18 protein-coding genes are annotated in these 24,102 nt (G+C 34.2%); 2 read left to right on the top strand and 16 right to left on the bottom strand.

Annotation, left to right across the window (positions count from 1 at the left end; all coding sequences use genetic code 11):
• Nucleotides 1–111: 111 nt before the first annotated feature.
• Nucleotides 112–489 carry a TnpV protein gene (locus BQ5367_RS08665; RefSeq protein WP_071442130.1) on the bottom strand — a complete coding sequence of 126 codons (378 nt, stop codon included), beginning with the start codon at nt 487–489 and terminating at the stop codon, nt 112–114.
• 702 nt (nt 490–1,191) lie between these two features.
• On the opposite strand from BQ5367_RS08665, the gene BQ5367_RS08660 reads away from it, so the two are divergent.
• Nucleotides 1,192–2,376, top strand: a complete 1,185-nt coding sequence (locus BQ5367_RS08660; RefSeq protein ID WP_071440703.1) for an IS110 family RNA-guided transposase — start codon at nt 1,192–1,194, stop codon at nt 2,374–2,376.
• Between the two features lie 189 nt (nt 2,377–2,565).
• Here BQ5367_RS08660 and BQ5367_RS08655 read toward each other — a convergent pair whose 3' ends face one another.
• The 5 genes from BQ5367_RS08655 to BQ5367_RS08635 form a co-directional block, all read right to left on the bottom strand.
• Entirely contained in the window at nt 2,566–3,009 is a 444-nt protein-coding gene (locus BQ5367_RS08655) for a GNAT family N-acetyltransferase (protein WP_235858755.1), read from the bottom strand.
• 175 nt (nt 3,010–3,184) lie between these two features.
• Nucleotides 3,185–3,829, bottom strand: coding sequence for a helix-turn-helix domain-containing protein (locus BQ5367_RS08650; RefSeq protein ID WP_071442129.1), 645 nt, complete (start codon nt 3,827–3,829; stop codon nt 3,185–3,187).
• A gap of 286 nt (nt 3,830–4,115) precedes the next feature.
• A complete protein-coding gene (locus tag BQ5367_RS08645) occupies nt 4,116–8,960 on the bottom strand; it encodes a beta-N-acetylglucosaminidase domain-containing protein (RefSeq protein WP_071442128.1) in 4,845 nt (1,614 codons plus the stop codon).
• Between the two features lie 1,155 nt (nt 8,961–10,115).
• The gene (locus tag BQ5367_RS08640) at nt 10,116–10,565 is read right to left on the bottom strand and encodes an arsenate reductase ArsC (protein ID WP_071442127.1); all 450 of its coding nucleotides are present in this window, start codon (nt 10,563–10,565) and stop codon (nt 10,116–10,118) included.
• Between the two features lie 26 nt (nt 10,566–10,591).
• Entirely contained in the window at nt 10,592–10,927 is a 336-nt protein-coding gene (locus tag BQ5367_RS08635) for a thioredoxin family protein (protein ID WP_071442126.1), read from the bottom strand.
• 183 nt (nt 10,928–11,110) lie between these two features.
• On the opposite strand from BQ5367_RS08635, the gene BQ5367_RS08625 reads away from it, so the two are divergent.
• Nucleotides 11,111–12,562: a transposase gene (locus BQ5367_RS08625; protein WP_071441052.1), complete on the top strand. Its 1,452-nt coding sequence runs from the start codon at nt 11,111–11,113 to the stop codon at nt 12,560–12,562.
• 101 nt (nt 12,563–12,663) lie between these two features.
• Here the strand turns inward: BQ5367_RS08625 and BQ5367_RS08620 are convergent, their stop codons facing one another.
• The 10 genes from BQ5367_RS08620 to ligA all read right to left on the bottom strand — a co-directional run bounded on the left by BQ5367_RS08620 (nt 12,664) and on the right by ligA (nt 24,099).
• Entirely contained in the window at nt 12,664–13,647 is a 984-nt protein-coding gene (locus tag BQ5367_RS08620; RefSeq protein ID WP_143052407.1) for a permease, read from the bottom strand.
• 140 nt (nt 13,648–13,787) lie between these two features.
• Nucleotides 13,788–14,072 (bottom strand): ArsR/SmtB family transcription factor, encoded by a 285-nt coding sequence (locus tag BQ5367_RS08615; protein WP_071442123.1) that lies wholly within the window; start codon nt 14,070–14,072, stop codon nt 13,788–13,790.
• 177 nt (nt 14,073–14,249) lie between these two features.
• Nucleotides 14,250–15,509, bottom strand: a complete 1,260-nt coding sequence (locus tag BQ5367_RS08610; RefSeq protein WP_071442122.1) for an ABC transporter substrate-binding protein — start codon at nt 15,507–15,509, stop codon at nt 14,250–14,252.
• Between the two features lie 314 nt (nt 15,510–15,823).
• A complete protein-coding gene (rlmD, locus tag BQ5367_RS08605) occupies nt 15,824–17,146 on the bottom strand; it encodes a 23S rRNA (uracil(1939)-C(5))-methyltransferase RlmD (RefSeq protein WP_071442121.1) in 1,323 nt (440 codons plus the stop codon).
• A gap of 28 nt (nt 17,147–17,174) precedes the next feature.
• Nucleotides 17,175–17,768, bottom strand: a complete 594-nt coding sequence (locus tag BQ5367_RS08600) for a hypothetical protein (protein WP_083383216.1) — start codon at nt 17,766–17,768, stop codon at nt 17,175–17,177.
• A 34-nt stretch (nt 17,769–17,802) separates the two neighbouring features.
• Nucleotides 17,803–19,227: an Asp-tRNA(Asn)/Glu-tRNA(Gln) amidotransferase subunit GatB gene (gene gatB, locus BQ5367_RS08595; protein ID WP_071442120.1), complete on the bottom strand. Its 1,425-nt coding sequence runs from the start codon at nt 19,225–19,227 to the stop codon at nt 17,803–17,805.
• Complete coding sequence (locus BQ5367_RS08590; RefSeq protein WP_071442119.1) at nt 19,217–20,641, bottom strand: amidase family protein; 1,425 nt, start codon at nt 20,639–20,641, stop codon at nt 19,217–19,219. Before BQ5367_RS08590 ends, gatB begins: the two co-directional genes overlap by 11 nt.
• Nucleotides 20,641–20,934, bottom strand: coding sequence for an Asp-tRNA(Asn)/Glu-tRNA(Gln) amidotransferase subunit GatC (gatC, locus tag BQ5367_RS08585; protein WP_071442118.1), 294 nt, complete (start codon nt 20,932–20,934; stop codon nt 20,641–20,643). Before gatC ends, BQ5367_RS08590 begins: the two co-directional genes overlap by 1 nt.
• 11 nt (nt 20,935–20,945) lie before the next feature.
• Nucleotides 20,946–22,118: a CamS family sex pheromone protein gene (locus tag BQ5367_RS08580; RefSeq protein WP_071442117.1), complete on the bottom strand. Its 1,173-nt coding sequence runs from the start codon at nt 22,116–22,118 to the stop codon at nt 20,946–20,948.
• Nucleotides 22,105–24,099: an NAD-dependent DNA ligase LigA gene (ligA, locus tag BQ5367_RS08575; RefSeq protein WP_071442116.1), complete on the bottom strand. Its 1,995-nt coding sequence runs from the start codon at nt 24,097–24,099 to the stop codon at nt 22,105–22,107. Before ligA ends, BQ5367_RS08580 begins: the two co-directional genes overlap by 14 nt.
• Nucleotides 24,100–24,102 lie beyond the last annotated feature (3 nt).

Here is a 24,102-nt window from a genome sequence, read left to right as displayed (position 1 = left end):
CATTATTAGTAGATATATTATACTCGGTCAAACGAACAATAGCAAGAAACGAATCGTGAGCACCACCACCCAAAAGAACAGCGGCAGAGATTTCTCCCTGCCGCCTTTGCCTTATGCAAAAATAATCTTCCTCTCCACAATCTCCCTTGCACACGCCCGTATGTTATTGAGCCGCCCTGTCCATTCTAAGGCGTTTTCTGCCTTTAACTGTTCCATAATACCTTGTGCCTGTTTCATCTGCTCTACCAACCGAAAGAACATCTCCTCCATCTGCTTATCAATGTCGGCAAGGTAAGCGTTCAGCCTGCCGCTTGTGAGCAGATTAAGGTATGTAATCCTGCGGTATTCTTTCAAATACTGCAAGTGTCGCTGTCCCCATAAGCCGATAGGCTGTTCTTTTTCGGCTGGTAAGATAAGACAAGGAATATAATAATCTCCTTGCAGTTCATACCACAGATCATTTTTATCATCGTAAATATACTTGTCCATTGAAAAATCCTACATTATAATATATTCGCACATACATCACAGTTCTCCGATTGCCACACTTATGTTTATTCTTGTTATGAGATTTTCTTGCCCTTGCATTTGCCCTTATGAGCAATGAGGGAAAGAGTAAACTTGTGTGTGACCGTATAAAGAGATAAGGCGAACACATTGCGATAAATCCTTTATTTTCAAGGCTTTTGGAGGATTTTATTAAAGCACTGTAACCTCTGTTGAGAGGTCATAATTTACTGATATTCAAATTTGTATTTATTTATTACCTTTTAAAAATATTCCTGAAAAATCCTGATTCCTTACACTTCTATTTGAATCATCTATCATTTTGTTTTTTTCTAAAAAAACATATTCTTCAATCTTCTTTAAATAAATATGACCCTTCATCCATATAATTCCTGGTATATTATAAATGACTCATTTAATAGTCATTTACAGTATACTTTTCCTTTCTATCAACCCTTTAAACCGTGGTTGATTACGGTTTTGTTAATCTGTAAAATTGAATAATGTGAATGTGGATTTGTATTATTCCTTGTGGCTTGACTACTTTAAGGAGGTTCTTACCACACCTTATTCCTAAATAATGATGAGTTAGATGAGTCTTTGAATTCGTATTTTGAACCAGGTTTTGTGGTTTAAGTGTTGTGGATACCATTTTCACGTATTTTAAAGAAAGGATTTTATATCATGAAATTAGTTGGAATCGACATTGGAAAGAATAAACACTTCTTTTGTATCATGGATAAAGATACCGGAGAACTTATCGTTCACCCTGCTTCTTTCTCTAATGATAAACATGGCTTTGATCTGCTTATTCAAAATCTTAAACCTTACTCTAAAAAATCTATCTTAATTGGTATGGAAGATACCGGACACTATCATTTTGCTTTGTTGAGATTTCTTCTGGATAGAAACTTCTCCGTTGCTCTTATCAATCCTACAACCACTGATTTTTCCCGTAAAATGCAAGGTGGTATTACCAAAAATGATAAGCTCGACACTTTGACTATTTGTGATGTCCTGGATACTCCAGAACGTAAAAAGCAGTATCGTATCACGAAAGTTAACAGCTTCGATCTTTATGAACAGAAACAGTTAACCAGACATCATCATAATCTGAAGGAAGAGCTCAATGTCTACTCAAACCGCCTGCAAAGGTGTATTGATATTGTATTCCCTGAATTCAACAGTCTGTTTGATTCCAAATATAGCCGTGTATATATGGCGGTGCTTAAAACTTTTGGCAGTGCTGAAGCTATCGCTAATGCTGATATAAGAAGGATTCGTCGATGCTTTGAATACAAAGGCAGAGGAAGACGTATTTCTTTAACCCCTGAAATGCTTAAGGATCGTGCAAAATCCTCTGTTGGAATTCCTTCATCAGCAGACGTTATTCAGATCAGACATCTGGTCGATCAAATAGAATTGATCCATGAGCAAATTACTGAAATAGATAAAAAAATAGAAGAGTTCTCGCTCAAGACAAACTCTCCTATCCTCTCCATACCAGGAATTTCTCATTTCTCTGGTACTTCTATTTTAGCGGAATTAGGAGATATAAGCAACTATTCTAATGCAAGAAAAATCATAAAGGCTGCAGGGGTGGCCCCTTACCATTACGAATCAAGTCAGTTTGCTGCACAGCATACAGCTATTGCCAAGAAAGGATCAAAGTATCTTCGAAAGACCTTGTATCAGATCATACTGACAGTTATTCGATGCAATCCTGTATTCAAGGAATACTATCAGCTTAAGATCTCTCAAGGCAAGGGACATCGCTGTGCTCAAGGACACTGTGTAAGAAAGCTGCTTAGAGTTATCTATCATTTAGTCACTACGAATCAGCCATTTAATCCTGATTTGTTAAGATAAATAATTAACTTCAAACAAATTTTAGAAATTCCCTTCATCAAGGTTGTTTTCATCATGCCCAAAAAGTACAAATCACTATTCACTTTTCAAAGAACAGCTCCAGCTAACATACAAAACTAGAAATTTTATATTTTCAAACTTTTTCATCTAATTCTCTTGATTTTTATATAGTTAGCTCCTTTATTTTCATTATATAAAAATCAGTGATCGTGATTCAGCCAAATGATCAAGTGTATCTCCAGCAATGCGATACACCGTCCATTCCTTCATAGGTTCTGCTCCTAAAGAAAGATAAAAATCAATACTTAATTTATTCCAATCTAAACACCACCCTCCAATAGCACATCCTCTTTCCTTAGCTATTTTAGCCAGTTTTTTTAAAGAAGCTTTGCCATATCCCACCCCACGATACTCTGGTTTAACATATAAATCTTCTAAATAAATTCCTGCACGTCCAAGAAATATAGAAAAATTATGAAAGAATAAAACAAAACCTACTTCATGATCATCCACTAAAGCAAAAATGACCTCTGACTTTTTCTTCTCGAAAATCCATTCTTTTAACAATGTTTCTGTGGCTACTACTTCATCTAGCTTCTTTTCATATTCAGCCAGTTCTTTAATAAATTGCAAAATTAAATGAACATTATTTTATTTCGCATATCTAAAACTTACATTTTTCATAGTCTATCTTATATCTCCTAATCACTTTTTGTTCATTCAAACACATATATTATCTCATTATTTAAATACTCAACAACCATACTAACAATAAATAATTTAATAAGTGTTTCAAATAGCAATATCCTTACCATTTTCCCTTCTTGATCCTGCCCCCTATCATGACAATAGCGAATAAAATTAATAAGAGTAATATAACAATCCAGATAGGTGAAATGACCCAAATCCAAGGCCAGTCAATATATCCAGTTAGCTTTAAAGCTATAAATAATAAAGTAAGACCACTTGTAAAGCCCATTCCAGTATTTTTAATTTTCTTGTTATTAATTCTTTGCCAAATAAATAGTTTTAAAGATAATCCTAATGTTAATAATAAAAGTCCTATTGATATCGTAATGATAGATAATGTCTGATCAAACTCTTTCAGTGTTGGCATAAAAAATAAAAGAATAGCTGATACAATTAAAATAGATGATATAAAATCTAAAATCTTATTTGATTTTGCATGTTGCATGACATCACTTAATATTTGATCTGATTTTTCTAATACTTCTTCCTTTTTAATTCTTTCACCATTAAATAATTCAGTTAAAGAAATATGTAATATTGAGCATAATGGCTCATATAAAGATGGATCAGGTAAACATTTACCATTTTCCCATTTACTGACAGCTTTATTGCTTACGCCTAACTTTTCACCAAGTTCTATTTGAGTAAGTCCTTCTTTTTTTCTTAGTTCAGAAATAAATTTGCCTATTTTGATCTGATTCATCAAATCACTCCTTCACGGAAAATATATCATGAATTGAATATCTTTGATACCACTTAAAAGTAGAATTCATACTTCTGTAGCTATTGTCGCAAAAAAAAGCTGCTAGTTGGTGGAATAGCAGCTTAAAAAGTTTTCAGATAAGCATCTGATATGTGAGAAACAGATAAACTGTATATCAAATATTTATCTTTCTAACTTTTTTAACAAATTTAATATATATGCTTTATCAGTATAATAGCAGTAAATTTTCTTGTAAAGAGTTAGTCATTCAACTAACTCTTTTATGTTATTTTGCTTCTCTTTTTCTTCTGAGAAGTACGAATGCAAGTACTCCTGCACTCAGAATCATCAGTCCTGCAAATACTGCAACATGATAATTGTCACTTGTATTTGGTCCTTCCGGTTCTGATGGTGTTTCAGGATCAGTTGGTGTTGTTGGTTCGCTTGGTTTTGATGGATCCTCAGGCTTTCCTGTATCCTTCTTCACCAGTCCATTGATTGCATTTTCAATTGCTTTGGCCATCGCATCCACTTCTTCCTGTTCAGTGATATTCTTGCCTTCTACAACACCTGCCAGTGCATCATCCAATGCTTTTACCGATTCTTCTGTATAGATACTTAGATCAGCCGGTACTTTTTCCTTTGCTTTCTCTACCGCACTGTAATCAGCATCTTTATATTCAAGAGCACGGATGGCATCTTCAATAGCTTTTGCCATGGCATCTACCTCTTCCTGTTGAGTGATATCTAAATCAGGGTTGACTGCTTCCAATGCTTTTTCTACTGCTGAGAAGTCCTTATAAAGATCTTTGTTCAGCCCATTAGCTTTTGTAACTGCATCATTGACCTTACTATAGTCAGCATCTTTGTATTCAAGAGCACGGATGGCATCTTCAATAGCTTTTGCCATGGCATCGACTTCTTCCTGTTGAGTGATATCTAAATCAGGGTTGACTGCTTCCAATGCTTTTTCTACTGCTGAGAAGTCTTTATACAAGTTCTTATCTAAGTTCGTTGCTTTTAATATTGCAGAATTCAAAGCTGTGTAATCAGCACCCTTATACTCAAGAGCATTGATTGCATCCTCAATCGCTTTAGCCATTGTATCTACTTCTGTTTGATGCGTGATATCCAAATCATAAACTACATTAGCCAATGCTTCTTCTACTCCTGAGAAGTCTTTATACATATTCTTATCTAATGCATTTACCTTAGTTATCATTTCATCTACTTTTGTATAGTCAGCTTCTTTATAAACTAAACCATCTATTGCAGAATTCAATTCGTCTATACTCTTATCTACTTCAGACTGAGTAACATTACTGTCTTTCACAATGGATATTGCTTGTGATAATACTTTTTCGAGATTGTCCCAAGAATTCGAAGTATATAGATTTTCATTATATGATTCAGCTCTGTTAATTAAATTTATCAATTCTGTTTTATCAATTTCTGTTTTATAAACTTCTGCCTCAGCAACATGGAAATACTTGTTTACAGAGTTTGATTGTCCTACTATTCGAACATATCTCGCACTTATTCCACGTGCATCAAACCATTCACCATTTCCTTCTTCTAGTTCTTCTCCATCTTTGTTAACTAATAATTCAAATTTTTCTCCATCAGTACTTGTATAAACATCATACTTATACCATCTGTACTTACCTTTAGGATCTGTATAGCAAATTACATGGATATTTTCTAAGGAGACTTCCTTTCCAAAATCTAATTGCACATATGCTGGATTTTCCTCACCCATAACTGTAGAACAAGTTGTATCTATTTTGCCATCTAGGATACTTTCTACTTTATTTCCATTGACATTTTCTAAATTTCCTGCAGATAAAATAACCTCCTTGCTATTTGAAATTAAATCGTTTGGATTAACTCTTGGCTTATAAGTATCATAATTTGATACGATCGTTTCCACCTCACCTTTTAATTCATCCAGTGATGGTAAATTTTCAAGAGTCATATTATTGATTTCTTCAATCTTGTTTTCTAATTCTTCAACAAGTTTTTCTGCATATCCATAATAGTAAATATCATTCTGAGCAACTGTGATTTGATCATTAAGATAAGAAACTAACTCTTTTTTAGCCTGTATTTCTTCTTGTGCATTTTCATCAATAGCATAAATCAGGTCTTCTTCATGTTCCTGAAGCCATTCATAGAAAGGTTGTAAAGTGCGAGTACCGCAAACCGTATACATATCCTTTACCGTTCCATTCTTTTGAGGAATATCTTTGAGCACATATGTAGTATGCTGATCAAATAAATGATGAGCATCAGTAAATTTTTCTCTGTAGTTTACACCTTCACCAAATGCTTCCATATATTTTTGAATGGATCCAGCTAAATCTCTTAATGAATTTGCATATGGATATAATTGATCATACATGCCTTTATTTGTATATTGACTCTCATCTAATAAAGTACTGCATGCTTCTACAATTTTATTGATTTCAGTTAAAAGATCATTTGCATTCTCTTTTGTAATTTCCTTTTCAAATGCACTGATAGCTTCTTTGAGTTCTGTGCTACCTTCTCCTTCGCTTCCTCTAGTACTATTATGATTGGTGAAAATTAGCATTGCATCAGCTAAGTCTTCAGTATCCATAATATACTTCATTGAATTGTTGTAAACCTCTTGTGCATCATAGTCCTTTAGATTCCAGGTATATTGAGTTACCATAGGAATAACAGTTTTATTGAACTGTGCCCATTGGAACGGATTCGACATCATACCACTTAAATCTTCAGGATTTAAATCAGTTCTGAAGTTTTCGATTGGCCCAAAATCCAACGCACTAGCATTATCAACTGTTGGATAATTTGTCCACATAAGTGGTGATCTTCTTTCTTCCCCTTCTGCATATCCAGTTTCAGGCCCTACTCCGGCACTTTTAAATAAATCTGCAACTCTTTGATTTGTATCACTGAATACACCCGTTCCGGTAGTTATTATCTGAACATTATCTCTAAAGTTAATATCATAATAAGAAATTTCTTGATATGGATAGGCTTGTTTAAAATAATTGCCAAATCCATTTTGCATCCAGCTTGTTACATATCCTGCTGGGCAGAAGATTAAATCGTAACAGTCACCTTTTTCTTTACACCAGTCAGCCATTATATTTACGATTGCTGTTGTTTCCTTAAGAACTGATTCATCTAACGGTTCGTTTGGATTATAAATATTAGGCCATGGATCATTCAATGTTCTAGGTCCATAGTCACAGTCATCTAGCAACAGACCAAATGTACGTACACCTGCATCATACATCTGTTGAAATTTAGCTTTCAGCAAATTAATATCTGATCCTGGAATGTTTTCGTCTCCCTCTTTATATCTGATTCCATTCTCTCCGGCATTGGCAAGATCAGTATAACCAAAGCAATGAGCCGTCCATACTAAGTCCGCTTTATATTTTCTTGCTGTTTGAGCGGCAATTTCGATATTTTGAATATTGTTTTCTGGATCAACACTTTCATCAGGATATAATTCTTTCCATTTTGTTGTGTGATATGGATCATTTTTAGGAGCAAAAACTATTTTGTTCATCTTGAAATCAGAACCAAATTCTAATAATTCAGCTTTTTCATCCCATGACCATGGTTTTCCATAATATCCTTCTATTAAACCTCTAAAAGACATATCAGCATAATCCTTGATTACAAAATGGCGATATCCTTTTTCATTAGCTTCGATTTGTTCTTTGATAAATTTAATCGTTGTTAAACCACGGAATAAGCCTTCATCATCATTTCCTAGAATAGAAATACCATTATCATCAGCAATAATAATATGAGATTCATTTTTGGCTAAAACTGATTCATCGATATCCGTAGGATATGTTGAAACGATTTTCTCTTTTACCTCATCATCTAGATCATTACGTGCTAAAAATAAATTGGTTCTATTAGGATCTTTTTCATTAGAGAAAGTTACGTTTTCTTCACCAAAAATCTCTTTAATATAGTTAACAGTTACTTCATCTAACGCATTTTTTGAAGATACAACATGAATAAGTGACTGATATTTTGTGTATGAATTCTGATAAATAATTTCATGTGGAGATGGAATAATTTCATATGTAATCAACACTTCCAATTCATCTACTTTACTCTTGTAATCACTCACAATTCTATCAACCGTCGCAATATCTTTTGCATTTTCAATTTCTGCTGTAGCACTCTCTAAATATTGTAATTGAAGTTGTTTGTCCTCATCAGCAAAAATACCATCTTCAGCTTTATAATTTTTGATTTCATCGATTTTTAATGCTCGATATTCAGCAAACTCTAGAAGAGTAGCTAATTCATTTTGACCATTTCCTAAAAGCTCATAAACTTCTTCTTTTGTACTTGCATTGTTGATTTTTTCAGTATAGGCTTGAATAGTTTTTTCTCTTAATTCAGTTTCTTCAGCATTCAGCTTTAAATCTGCTTTGTAATCATTTAATTGTTGAATTGCCTCCCCTTTAATAGTTTCAAGGTCTGTAGTTTCCTTTGCATAAGCTTCCAATTCAACCATTACAAAACCTTCAGCATTTTTACATTTTAAATTTTCTAATTTTATATATCTTGCTGCTATATTGTTTTCCAGTGCAAATTCCGTTACATATTTTCCTGAATTTGGCTCTTTTGATCCTACTTTTTGCCAGTTTACATTATATTCGAAATTTATATCAAAATCAGGATCATTTGAAACATAAATATCATAAATATAATCACGTTCAAATCCACCCTCACGCTCAAAATCATAAACTTTTAATGAACTTAATGAATATGTTTTTCCTAAATCCACAATAATGTAAGCATCAGAATTATAGTAATAACCATTTTCATCCTGTTCCATCGTTTTATCCAACGAACTATCTTTAAAAGATAAGTCTATATAATTTCTTGCTCCCTGTGTTACATACTGGTATCTAGTATCGCCGTCAACGATGTTTTTACCATTATTTACATTCGGTTTAGTATATACCTGAACACCCTCATTCAAAGCAACATTTACAAGTTCATCCTGAGCATGGATTAAGCTTTGATTATTAACACTAACCATATTCGTTGCTATTATTGCAAAAGAAACAAATAAAGCAACTGCTTTTCTTATAATCTTTTTCATATCTTTCCTCTTGCTACAATAAAATCCTTTCTCATTGTTTGGCCTAAATATTTCATATATTTATACATCTGACTGATATATAATGTCTGAAATATATTTCAATATTAATTGATTAATTTAAATATGTTTCTTTCAAAGTAACTCAAACTCTTAATACTCTATGTCATCATATCCCTCCTTATGTTTTTACTACTAAAATTCTTTAACATTATCCCCTGCATCACCTCTTTATCCTTACAAATTTACTTATTTTATTCAATCATGTTATCTCTAAACAAATAAAAAATTCAGTTTTATTAGTAAAATAAATTCTCTAATATTCATCATTTTACATTTACATATTCTTTCTCTATCTTATTTCCTTAACTTTAAACTGTAATTATCTCATACAACATAATTTTTCATACTTTTATATCCCTAAAATATAAAACAAATTCAAAATTCTTTTATTTTTTATGATATGTTATTTCATATATTAAGCAAAAAAATATACCTTTCTTATCTATCATATACAAAGACAATTACAATTTTAGACATATTTAATGCAAATTCAAATTCTTATAATTATTTTATGCAATACAAGATAGATTTTTAATATATAAATCTTCCATAAATGTTTTCGCTATTTTGACAAAAAACTGAAAGCCCTTACGATTATAGTATAGCACTATTTTAGAACTTAAATTTGTAATATTTACTTTTATGTTTATATTTTTTAACTGAATTAGAAGTTATATTTCTTGAGCATTTAGATGTTGATATATTCCATAATAGGATAAATAATTTGCTCTTTCATGATAGCTTATCAATCTTTTTTTGTTAAATAGTCCATACTATCTAATCATCTATAAAATTGCATAGTTTTATTGAAAATCTGATCAATTTTATATTTGTATCAGTTAATATCTACTTTAGAAGGATCTATAATTTTTATCTTTCTATCTTCAATATATTCTTTATTCATGGGTTTTATTTTCACTTTCTTTTTTTACAATCAGGTTCATACTATCGATGGAACTTTGATAAGCAATGTTAACCATCTATAGTCGCAGTTTGTCCTTTTTCAAAAGTTCTGTTATCACAATTTATATTAAAATAAAGCAAATCGCATACTAATTTTTATTTGTATCTTTTATTCTGAAAACAGCCGATATATTATCGACTGTCCTTAAATTCTTTTACATCTTTATTTATAATTTCATTATTTTTAATTTTATTAGCTAACTGAAGTACTTTTGCATGAATTATTTTTATTATATCTTGAAATTCGTCATCACTTTTTCCAGTAGGATCGCTCAATCCCCAGTCTTCTCGATATTGGCAAGGTAAATTAGGACAGTTCACATTACATCCCATTGTTATTACAACATCTACAGGAATTATATCTGACAAAAGTTTCGAATATTGTGTTTTTTCCATATCTATCTGATATAAGTCTTTCATTAGCCGAACAGCATCCTGATTGATTTGATTTTTTATTTCTGTACCAGCTGAATAGCTTTCAAAAACTTCAGAAGCTAAATGTTTTCCCAATGCTTCCGCAATCTGACTGCGACAGGAATTGTGAACACAAACAAATGCAACCTTAGGTAATTGATTTCTCATTTTTTTCACCTTCAATTATTCAAATCCTAAATTTCTTTTAAAATGCTTTTTACTTCCTCTACTGATAAAACTTTTCCAAAAGATACTACCTTTCCATTAACTACTAAAGCAGGAGTGGACATAACTCCATAACTTGCTATTTGAGTAAAATCTGTAATATGTTCAACATTAAGATCAAGATCCAATTCTTGTATTGCCTGTCGTGTTGATTTTTCTAATTGTCTACATTTTGAACATCCTGATCCAAGAATCTTGATTCCTGTTTCTTGTTTTTTGCTTTCAGCTTTTTGCATATTCTCTGCTGTATACTTATCAGCACAGCAGCATGTATTTTCCTGTTTCTTTTTTCCAAATAATTTCATCTTTCAATTTCTCCTTTAAATAAATGAGCGTGGTCGAAAACATTTTAACGGCTTGTTTACGCTCTTTTTTAATTGCCGTTTTTTTGAAATCCCCCCAACTTTTTTCACTTTTTGCTTGACAAATCGCCCTCGTTGCGGGCTCGCTTTGCTCGCCTTTCTGTAGTAAGTAGGTGGTGATCTTCAATGTTAATTTATTTCTCTTCGTCTCAAGATTACAAAGAATTTCTTAAGACAGAAAAGTCTTCTCTTTCAACTTCTGATCTTTTCAGACTTTCTTCTCCTAATTTTAAGTCTGCTATTCATAAGTTGTCTAAACTTGATGTCGACCTTGTCGCCGATATCATCTTTCCTTTATATTCTCCTTTGGGTCGTCCCGCTAACGATCCTGCTATCTATTTGCGTTCTGTCGTTTTGATGCTTCATCTTGGTTTTACTTCTCTTAAAAATTGGTGTTATGAAGTTCATCACGATAGGCTTCTTCAATATCTTATCGGTTCTTGGAATGTTCCTAACCATTCTTCTCATTACGATTTCATTAACCGTATCACTCATTCTTTTTCTCACCATAACGATCTTCTTCCTAAAGGCCTTTTTACGAATAAATCTAATTCTTCTAAACCTAAGAAAGGTGAAAAATTAATGAACTTCTCTAATGATGATACTTATTCTCTTTTCGATAATTACACTCATGATGGTTCTGTTTTTGACCGTGATCGTATGATTTATACTCTTCAATTACTTTTTAACGCTATTGCTGTCATTCCTTCTCATGACATGGGCTTTATTGATTCCTACAATCTTGTCTTTTCTGGTGATGGTTCTGCTTTTCATATTCATGCTTCTCCTTTTGGTCATCAAATCATTAAAGATGACAATATTTTAAACACTCATCGTTATAGCGCTAAAAACGCAGATTTTGGCTGGGACAGTGATCTTGGAATGTATTACTTCGGTTATACTCTCTATAACATTTCTTATCATAACCCTCTAATCCATACTGACCTTCCCGTCTTTATCGATTTAGAGAAAGCTTCTCGTCATGATGCTCTGTCTTCCATTTCCTCTACCGCTCGTTTCCTTGATATTAACCCTGAACTCTCTCCAAAATTCATGTGTTTCGATTCCGCAAGCGATTCTTCTGCCGTTTACCAATTTCTGCGTCACCATAATATTATCCCAATCATTGATTTCAATCAACGTAAATTGGGTAAAAATATTTATAAACACTTTGATTCTATTAGTGAAAACGGCAAACCAATTTGTGATTGTGGTGTTGAAATGTATCACTGTGGCTACGACTATCAAAGGCAAAGAAGAAAATTCCGTTGTCCTCTAAAAATGGGATTGATTGATTCTTGTCCACATGCAGATACATGTTCTCCTTCTCCATATGGTAGAACTGTTTACATTAACGATTCGCTTGATATGCGTCTTTTTGGCCCTGTTCCTTACAAAACAGATAAATGGAAAGAACTATACAAAAATAGAACTTGTACTGAGAGAATCAATAATAGAATTCTCAATGACTATCATCTTCATCAGATGAGAATTCGTGAAGACTCCAAAGCAGCTTTCTTTTCAATCTTTGCCGCCATCAATATTCATCTTGATGCTTGGATTAAAAATGAAACCTGATTTTCGCTAAATTTATTTTATTTCATTTGTGCACTTGTTTTTAGTGCGCTCATTTTTTTTATTTAACTTTTTTATTTAAAATCTCTTCTTTTTCTTTTCGATTAAGTACTACTTTTCGTCCTTACTCTAAATAATATACTAAATATATTAAATACATAACCTACTATTATGATTCCTAAAGCACAAATTCCAATAAACAATGTCAATAGCTTTGGCTTTACAATCTTTTTTAACATTATTATAGATGGAAAACTAAGTGTGGTGACTGCCATCATAAATGATAAGACAGTTCCTAACTCTGCACCTTTCGCCAGTAAAGCTTCGGCAATTGGTATCGTGCCAAAGATATCTGCATACATAGGTATTCCTACAAGTGTTGCCAGAATAACTCCAAATGAATTCTTGCTTCCCAATATACTATTGATCCAGGTTTCAGGAATCCAATTATGAATAATCGCACCAATTCCAACTCCAAGTAAAATATAGGGAAAAACTTTCTTAAAGGTTTCTAAAACCTGTTCTTTTGCGTATTGAATCCTCTGTTTTTTCGTCAGTGAAGGTGAATCAATATCGACATTACTTGCACTTTTCACAAATTCTTCTACATATTTTTCCATATGCATTTTTTCTATTAATGTCCCTCCAGCAACTGCAATAACAAGTCCAAGCAAGACATAAGCTACCGCTACCTTTGTTCCAAAAATACTCATCAGTAATACCAGGCTCCCCAAATCAACCATAGGAGAAGATATCAGAAATGAGAATGTTACTCCTAACGGAAGCCCTGCACTGGTAAATCCGATAAATAAGGGAATGGAAGAACATGAACAAAAAGGTGTCACTGTTCCTAACAAAGCAGATATAATATTCGCCCCTATACCATGAAATCGACCTAATATCTTCTTACTTCTCTCTGGGGGAAAATAACTTTGTATATATGAAATAATAAATATCAGTATACACAACAAAATTGTAATTTTAATTACGTCATATACAAAGAACTGAATACTTCCTCCAATACGACTATTCATCTCCAATCCTGTGCTAGATAAGATATAGCCTATAAAATCATTCAGCCATTTCATTCCCAGTATTTGATCTTGAAAAAAAATCCAAAACAAATTTAATGCTTCCAAGAAATCCCTCCTCGTAATATATCAATTTTTTTTGATGTGTAAAGATTTATAAAAGTCATCTGAAGATGACTCATATATAACAAATAAGATTAATCCCTATCTTTTTGTGAAGTTAATTCTAGTAGCCGTTTAGCTGCATATTCACTACCCGATTTACTGATTCTATAATGTGTCCATTTCCCTTCCTGTCTGCTTACTACAATTCCAGAATCACATAGAACCTTCATATGATAAGATAGAGCAGACTGCCCTATATTCATATACTCAATCAAAACACAAGCACATTTCTCCCCGCTTTTTAAATGATTTAAAATATTCAATCTTTTTTCATCACAGAGAGCTTTAAATATTTTCACATCTTTTGAATAATCCATCCTATTACTCCTTCACATCAAATTATTTTGATGTGTTTATCATATCTTTTAAAGTAATTATTGTCAATAGATATATCAATTTTTTTTGATTTGTTTATCTGAAGATTTCTAGTATTAAAAAAGGCTATTTGTAAATAGCCTAAATAAAGTATAAATTACTTTTATTTTTTAAAAGTTTTATTCGTCTTGCATTGCTGCATTTGTATTGTCTACAGCTTTCTGTAAAGCCGTTGCAGCATCGAAGGATGGATCAGCCGGACCTTTAAATAATTCTTCTAATTGATTACGCATTTCAGAAGATCCTGTGAATACAGGTGCAATAAATGAAACGGGCATCTGATCTTCTAAAGCCTGTAAGGCAGGGTTTGATGCAATGAATTCCTGATAGCTTTCATCTTCAAGAACTGCTGTGTAAGGTGAGTTTGCACTCACTGCTTGTACCCATTCAGAATTACGGCTGATGAAATATTCAACAAAATCAGCTACTGCCTGATCCTGTGCTTCTGTTCCCTTAAATCCGATAGCACCACGATTTGAAATAGAACCCGCATTTTCATATTCTGCATCAGATATCATCGGTATTCTTACGACCTGTAAATCTCCGTTGATACTTGAAAGATCAAGATAAGGCATACCTGCACATGAACCGATATAAGATGCAATCAAGCCACTGTTTATATCTCCTGAGTTGTATCCGTCAGCACTCTGAGCAGTAATCTGGAAATATCCTTCACGTACACCTTCTGCCCACCATTCAACCCATTCAAGAGTTTTTTCATCATTGAAAGCAACTTCATTGTTTTCAAGGTCTACGATCTGTCCTTCATGAGACTGATAGATCAAAATCTGTGCCAGATCAGTTAATGAATCTACAGCAAAACCAACAATACCTGTTTCTTCATAGATCTTTTTAGAAGTTTCTTTTACTTCATCCCAAGTCGTAGGAATTTCTACTCCTACTTCATCATAGATAGCTTTGTTTACAAACAGAACTGGTCCTGATGTATAGACTGGTACAATATGCACTTTTCCATCAGAAAAATTAGTCGATTCTTCATAAATTGCTGGTGTAGTAATATCAGCATAATTAAAATCCCAGTAATCATCAAATGGAATTAATACATCCTGACCATCAAAAGTATTTGCGAAAGTTGAAAAATTAAAGACCAGGTTTGGTCCTACTCCATTTGCGACAGCATCTGTAATGACTGATTCATATGTATTAGGATCATATCCCCCAATAACTTCTACAGTAATGTTTTCATTCTCACTTTCAAAATCATCGGCAATCTGTTCCAGCATGGCTTCATGATCTTCAGTGAAAGTGTGCCAGATTGTGATGGTTGTCGCTTCATCTGTCGTTCCTGTATTACCAGAACAAGCAGCTACGCTGGCAGTCATCGCAAAAGCAACTAATAGCTTGGCTAGTTTTTTCATACGCTTTTTCCTCCTTGTAGCATTACCGTTAGTATTCTATAATCTTAATCTTTTTTACGTCAATATGAAGCAAAATACTTTGTTATTTTTTACATTTTCCATTCATTAATCTTTACACATTTTTTATACTAGCCAAGTTTTATTGATTATTTCATCATAAACAATACATGTATTTGTCCATATGAAAATGCCTGATTTTTATGAAAACCAGGTATTTATCTATTTAGTATCAGTTGATGCCCATTTTTGGAGGATCAATAGTTTTCATCATCCAATCTTCAAAATATCCTTTATTTATAGGCTTATTTGCACTTTTATTTTCTTACTATCAGGTTTACACATTCAACGTGTGTCGTTTGCGGGAACATATCCACAGGCTGTACTTTTTTTACTTCATAACCATTCTGAGACAAGAAATATAAATCTCGAGCCAGTGTTGCAGGATCACAGGAGACATAAACGATTCGCTGAGGACTCATCTTTAGAATGCTCTCCAATGTCTTCTGATCACAGCCTTTACGAGGCGGATCGACACAAATCACATCTAAATGCTGATTATTTTTAGCTATCTCAGAGGCAAATGTTCCAGCATCACTACATACAAACTCAACATTATCAATTTGATTAAGCAAAGCATTTTTCTTTGCGTCTTTAATTGCATCTTCAACAATTTCAATCCCTATCACATGCTTTGCTTTTTTTGCCATAAACATAGAAATTGTTCCAATGCCACAATATAAATCTAATACTGTTTCTTTTCCTGTAAGATTCGCAAATTCAACTGCTTTTTCATATAAGACACATGTTTGAATTGGATTAACTTGATAAAAAGACTTTGAAGATATATTAAACTTAAGACCCATCAAAGTATCCTGGATCGTAGATTTTCCATATAATAGTGTTTCTTTATCACCTAAAATAACATTATCATTTCGCTGGTTTAGATTCATGATCACTGACTTTACATATTCCTGCTGACAAATAACTCGTACTAATTCCTCTAAATGAGGAATTTTTTCTTCTCTGACAATCAATACGACCATCATTTCTTTACTTTCAAAACCGACCTTGATCAAAAGATGACGGAAATAACTGCCAATTTGATATTTTTGAAGCTGTGCTTTAATGATCTGTACCATTTCATTGATTAGAGGATGCTGTATAAGACACTCATTCATATCAATGATATCATTTGAATGAATACGATAAAATCCACAAATTACTTGATCATCTTTCATTCCCACAGGAACTTGTCCTTTATTTCGATAATGATAAGGATCTTCCATTGATAAAACATCTTCAACTTCAAGTTCTATCTTTCCAATGCGAGTGATACAGTCCTGCACTCTCTGCCTTTTAAAAGCTTTTTGAGCTTGCTTAGACATGTGTGAAAGCTGACATCCTCCACACTGCTTATAGATTAAACAGCGTGGCTCTACACGTTCCTTACTGCTTTTAAGAAGCTGCAAGCATCTTCCAAAGGCATAATTTTTCAACACTTTTGTAATGACGATTTCACCCGTTTCACCCTCTAACATATCCTTGACAAAAACAGGCTGACCTTCGTATTTTACTACACCTAACCCTTGATAAGTATAGTTTTCACATTTTCCAATAAATTTCTCATTCTTTCTCATAACGTGCTAAAAAAGGGCTATGCCCTTTTTATTCTCCTTCATTTGTATTCTGATTCTGAACATCATTCGCTACTTCTTCATTTTTTGGTGAACTTACAAGTTCCAATAAAGGTTCGCTTTGAGCACCTGTTTTTGTTAAAACATAATGAATTTGATTATCGCCACTTATTACATTGTAAGCATCAATCTGTAAATCATACATCTTAACATAACTGTCACCTTCACTACGATTTGTGAAATAAGTTTCGATCGGAAGTACTTCATTGACCTTCGCATATATCTGTTGAATAAGAGTGCTGATACTATCAGCTGACATATCATCACTTGTATCTACAAGAATCGCAACACGGGCAGTTTTAAAATTCACCTGTATAGAATCCGTTCCATCAAAAACCAAGGCATTTTCCAAAGAAGTAATATTTTCCTCTGTTATAGCTGGATCTAATTCATTTTGATAACGACTTCCTACTACTGGCTGTGAAGAATCTTCCAGCGAAGTAACTAGAATTGCTGCCAGAATAATGATAGGAATCAAAAGTACAACTATCAATAACCCCAGTACAATATGCGGTTTTTTCTTTACGTTTGTATTTTCTTTTACGTTTGTTTTTCCTTTTGGCATAAAATCAGCTCCTTGCTTCTATTGTACTTGATTTTTAACGTTTCTTCAATTCCTCATTTAAAATTTGATTAGCCAGCTTAGGATTTGCCTGTCCTTTACTAAGTTTCATTACCTGTCCTACTAAAGCTCCAGCAGCACGTCCTTTACCATTTTTAAAGTCAAGGATGGCTTGTTCATTTGCATCCAATACTTGAGTTACCAGCTTTCGGATCTCGTTTGGATCAGAAATCTGTTTCATTCCTTTTTCTTCAACGACCTTCTTTGGATCTTTTCCCTTCATGATTTCTTCAAATACAACCTTTGCCTGTTTAGAAGAAATTTCACCCTTGCTGACCATTTCAATCATTTCCGCAAGATGTACAGGAGAACATGGATTATCTTTGAAACTAATATTTTCTTTATTCAATACTGCCATCAATTCTACCATACACCAGTTACTAGCAAGCTTATATTCTTTGGTATGCTTCACGACCTCATCATAGAAATCACTCAGCTCTTTGGTCTGTGTCAGTGTATTTGCGTCATATTCACTCAGACCATATTCCTGCATATATTTTTCTTTACGTTGTGATGGTAATTGCGGCTGTGTTGCACGAATTTCTTCGATCCATGCCTCATCCAATAAGATTGGGAAAATATTTGGTTCAGGGAAGAATTTATAATCCACATTACCTTCTTTTTTACGCATCAATACCGTTGTTTTAGTAGCTTCATCAAAACGTCTTGTTTCCTGTTCCACCTTTTCACCTGCCAAAAGCAATTGACTTTGACGCTCTATCTCATAGTCAACAGCTTTTTGCACATTGCTGATAGAATTTAGGTTCTTGATTTCTGTTTTTGTACCAAAGGTTTGTGAACCTTCCGGACGAAGTGAGATATTCACATCACAACGCATACTGCCTTCTTCCATTCGACAGTCGCTCACACCTAAATAATAAAGCATATTCTTTAACTCTTCCACATAGCTGGCAGCTTCTTTACCACTACGGATATCCGGCTCTGAAACGATCTCAATCAAGGGTGTACCCGCACGATTAAAATCAATCAGTGTACCATAATTTGTATGGAACTGTTTCGCCGTATCTTCTTCCATATGAATACGATTCAAACGAACCTTTTTTGTTCCTTCTTCCGTTGAGATTTCGATATATCCATTTTTACCAATTGGGTGAAACTGCTGGGTGATCTGAAATCCTTTCGGCAAATCAGAATAATAATAATTTTTACGGTCAAATTTCACTAATGGATCGATCTCACAATGAGTTCCCATGCAAGCTCTTAGTGCTAATTCCACAGCATGCTTGTTTAAACAAGGCAAGGTTCCTGGCATTCCTAGATCGATCTCATTGACACAGCTATTGGCACTCTCACCAAAGCTGACCGGACCCTGTGAAAACATTTTAGTATTTGTTTTTAATTCACAATGAATTTCAATTCCGATTATTGTTTCAAAGTTCATGGTTCCCTCCTGCTGTATGATTTTCAAGACCTGTTTCCTCTTCAATGGCCTTACAGATATTTAAAAGATTCTGTTCATCAAAAGCTTTCGCTGTCACATTGATACCAATTGGCAAATCTTCCACAAAACCACTTGGAAGTGTCAATGATGGATATCCTGACATATTTCCTAAAATCATAAAATTCTCGGCAACCAGATATGTATCACTCATCTTTTCACCAACGCTGTCTTCAGGATGTGGAGCAACTGTTGGCGCTGCACTGGCAATTACACAGTCATATTGTTCTAAGATCTTTTTATATTCATCTACGATCACACGGCGAACCTTTTGAGCTTTTCTAAATAATTTCTCCTGATTCTCTACAAACAAAGAATAACTTCCCAAAACAAATCTTTTTCTAACTGCACTTGAAAAACCTTTCGTTCTGGAATTGATCATAATTTCTTCCAGATCATGACCTTCTTCCCGCATACCAAAGCGTACTCCATCTAAATTAGAATGGTTTGCGCAAGCCTCCGCATTCGCAATGATCAAATATACAGGTAATAACGTCTGAAGCAAAGTTTCATCCATGCTGACTCTTTCTACGATAGCACCTCTTTTTTCAAGTTTTTCAATCACTTCATTAAAATTATCCACGATGCGCTGATCTTCGATCGAATTCATGACATTATCCAAGATCGCAATTTTCTTACCACGAATATCACTATTTAAATTCTTTTCATATTCTTCAATTTTCTCATAAGAAGAAGTCATATCATGATCATCTCTGCCTGCACATACCTGAAGCATTCGAGCTGCGTCCTTAATACAAGTCGTAAAGAAACCAACATGATCCAAACTTGATGCATAAGGAATGACCCCATAACGTGAAATGCGGCCATAAGTTGGTTTAAAGCCAACAATACCACAATAGGCAGCCGGTTTACGAATCGAATCCCCAGTATCAGTACCCATAGCCACCGGTACGACACCTTCAGCTACTAAAGCTGCGCTACCGCCACTGCTGCCACCTGAAATACGATTCACATCATAAGGGTTATTTACTTTACCCGTATAAGCATTTAAATTGGTTCCACCCATCCCCAATTCATCCATGCTTGTCTTTGCGAATAAAATAGCTCCTGCATCTTTTAATTTCTTGATCACTGTCGCATCATAGATAGGAACATAGTTATCTAAGATACGTGAACTTGCAGTTGTTCGGATCCCTTTAGTATTAAAGTTATCCTTGATGGCAATTGGAACACCATATAAAGGAAGAGATTCATCCATCTTTTTAACTGCTTCGATCTGTTCACTAGGATCAATAAAAGTCACGATCGCATTCAGCTTTTTCTGTGCATCTTCACTCAATGCTGCACATTTTTGTACATTTTTTTCAACATCCTTCGTAAATTCCTGAATTTTCATTATTTCACCACCTTTGGTACCACAACATAATTTTCACTTGCCTGCGGCACATTTTTCATTGCATCTTCCTGTGAAATGGCATAGACTTCATCATCATTACGAATAAAAGAAGTCGGTGTATCAAATGGATAAACCATTTCTTCTACATTCTCCGTATCGATCTTATTGAGAAGATCCAACTGCTTTAAATAAGTCTCAAACTCCTCCTGCAATTCCTCGCATTCCTGATCATTTAAATCAAACATGACCTGATTTGCAAGTTTTCTCAGCATCTCCTTACTAAATTTCTCCATGATTCCTCCTCTTAAACTAAACTTGTCGTTATCGTTTCACTATTTTTTGCACGATGGATCAACGCAACCGTATCGCCATCACTTTTTACGTGAATATTAAGTTCACAGCTGTTTTCATTAATATCAGGCGCTAGTGATACGACATATTGAATCAAACTCTGTATTTCAACATAAGTCTTACCACGCATATTAATTTCAATCTCTACTTCCTCAGCCATATTATTTATAAAAAAGACTCTTCCATAAAATCCAACTTCAGTTGGAAAATTTTCAAATAAAGTACTCTTCATTGTTGATATCTGATTGGCTAATACGCTATCTAACTCAGAAAGACGTGTACTTGGCGCAAATGTCCATTCCTGTGTCAAACGCTCATAAGATGTAGAAGAGCGTGTAGTAACATAGCTTTGACCAATAAAACTTCCACTTGTCATACTATCAGAACTTACTGTTTTATACAATAAGACATGAATTGGAAGGTTTCCTACTTCCGGATGATTATTACGCAGATAATTCACCAGACGCTGACCTGCTTCCAGACTTCCATAATTAAATAACTGATCATCGCTCATTTGTCCTGTCTGAGTACCGCTTTGAAGAATCACATTCCCATTTTCATCGGTCGCAACACTTCCATCTTCATTTGTCTGAGCAACTGAATATGTTATATTCTCATTCATGACAATGGTAAACTGAAAACCTACATAATCACCATTTTCATCAACAAAATCTACTTCATAAATATCACTGACAATGATCGCATCATACATATTAATACCAGTACCGCTCTCAACATAAGTGCCTTTTTCCGGATTTAATCCTTCAGGATTATAATCCGTTTTATATTTCAATAAACCAAGTCCTCTTAAACTGGAATCAAAGCGCTCCAATTCACTTGCTTCAAGAATACTTCCTTCAGAAGCATAAGTCGTATTTGGATCAAAATATTGCTTTGCAAGCTCCAGACCCTGCTGGCCCATAAAATAAGTATCTAATTTATTAGAACCATATTTTGAATGAATCACGCTAGTAGAAGAATCCACATAGGGTAAAGAATAACCATAATCTCCCTCACGTATAGGCTCAACTGTCACTTGATCATCTGTATTTCCATCATCTTGATGACAGCCACCCAATATGAGTGAGCCCAGCAATAAAAATGAAAAAAGTTTATATGCTTTCATACTTGTTCACCTCTTCCATAAAAGTCGCTTCATCCATAACAGATACATTTAATTGTAATGCTTTTTCAAGCTTACTTCCAGCATTTTCTCCATAAATGACCAAATCTGTCTTTTTAGATACGCTTGAAGCAACATTCGCCCCCAATCTTTCCAGTAAGGCTCTTGCTTCATCACGGGTAAAAAGACTCAAACTTCCTGTCAAAACAACTGTCTTATTAGTAAACATGCTTTCATTTGTCTCAATCTGATCGCTATCCATGCGACATCCTGCCACACGTAATTTTTCAATCATTTGACGGTTACTTTCCAAAGCAAAGAAATCTAAAATACTAATAGCCGTGATCTCACCAATATCACGGATCTGCGTTAATTCCTCTTTGCTAGCCTGCATGAGCGCATCCATCGTTTTAAAATGCTGGGCTAAGATACGGGCTGCTTTTTTTCCTACCTGACGAATTCCCAATCCAAATACAAGATCTTCTAAAGGGTTTTGTTTACTTGCTTCAATCGCATTCAAAAGCTTATCAACACTTTTTTCCTTGAAACCTTCAAGCTTTAATAATTCATCTCTTTTATCTTTTAGTGAATAAATATCTTCAACGCTCTTAAAGATTCCTTTTTCACAGAATAATTCTACTCGTTTACTTCCTAGTGTATCAATATTCATTGCCTCCCTTGATGCGAAATGAATGATTGATTCACTCACTCTTGCCGGACAATCCTGATTAATACAGTAATGGGCTGCTTCATCCGGATAACGTACCAATGGGGAATGACAAATTGGACAATACTTAGGGAAAACATATTTTTGTGAATGCTCATCTCTTCTTTCCGGTAAAGAGCGAACAACTTCAGGAATGATATCCCCTGCCTTATGAATCACCACAAAATCATTGATACGCACATCTTTTGTCGCAATCATATCTTCATTATGTAACGTGGCTGCACTCACTAAACTGCCTGCCACTCGTACCGGTTCCAATACGGCATTCGGTGTAATTTTCCCCGTACGTCCTACAGTGATCTTTATGTCTTTTAAACGGGTAATGACCTCTTCAGCCGGAAATTTATAAGCAATCGCCCACTTTGGTGATTTAACCGTTTCACCAATCTCTTCCCATCGATCAAGTTCATTGACTTTTAATACCATACCATCAATTTCATATGGCAAGTCATTTCTTCTTTCTGTCATTTCCTGAATAAAGGACCATGCCTCATCGATATCTTTACAAATACGACGCAACGGATTTGTTTTTATGCCATTATGATCCAAAAAAGACAAAGCTTCACTTTGAGTATGACAACCCAAGGCCTGTGCATCCATTAAAAAATACCAATAAGCATCTAATTTTCTTTTTCTGGCAATAGAAGAATCTAACTGACGAATGCTGCCAGCAGCCGCATTACGTGGATTCGCAAAAGGTTCTTCACCGTTTTCTTTTCTTTCTTCATTTAATTTTTCGAAAACAGCTTTCGGCATGATGACTTCCCCACGAACTTCTAGATCATTCTGATATGGAATGCTCATCGGAATCGATGCAATTGTTTTCACATTATTCGTAACATCTTCACCTACGCTGCCATCACCACGAGTCACTGCCTGTTTAAACTGACCATGGGCATAATGTAAGCTCATTGCCAATCCATCCATTTTCAATTCTACCTGGTAAGTGGCATGAGGCACTACCTTACGCACCCTTTCATCAAATGCCAATAAATCTTCATAATTAAAAGCATTCGCCAAAGAAATCATTCTTGTTTTATGGGCTACCTTGACAAAACCTTCTAATACCTCTCCACCCACCTTTTGAGTTGGAGAAGAAGGATCTGCCATATCCGGATATTCATTTTCCAGATCAATTAATTCCTGCATATAACGATCATATTCCTGATCACTGACGGTAGGGGAATCCAATTCATAGTATTCCCTTGAAAGCCTGCGCAGGATCTCTCTTAATTCTAAAATTCTTTCTCTGCTCATATT

Origin of the sequence: Traorella massiliensis (genome assembly GCF_900104665.1) — a bacterium.
In the GTDB taxonomy this organism is placed as follows: Bacteria; Bacillota_I; Bacilli_A; order Erysipelotrichales; family Erysipelotrichaceae; genus Traorella; species Traorella massiliensis.
This window is presented reverse-complemented; position numbering and strand designations above follow the sequence as displayed.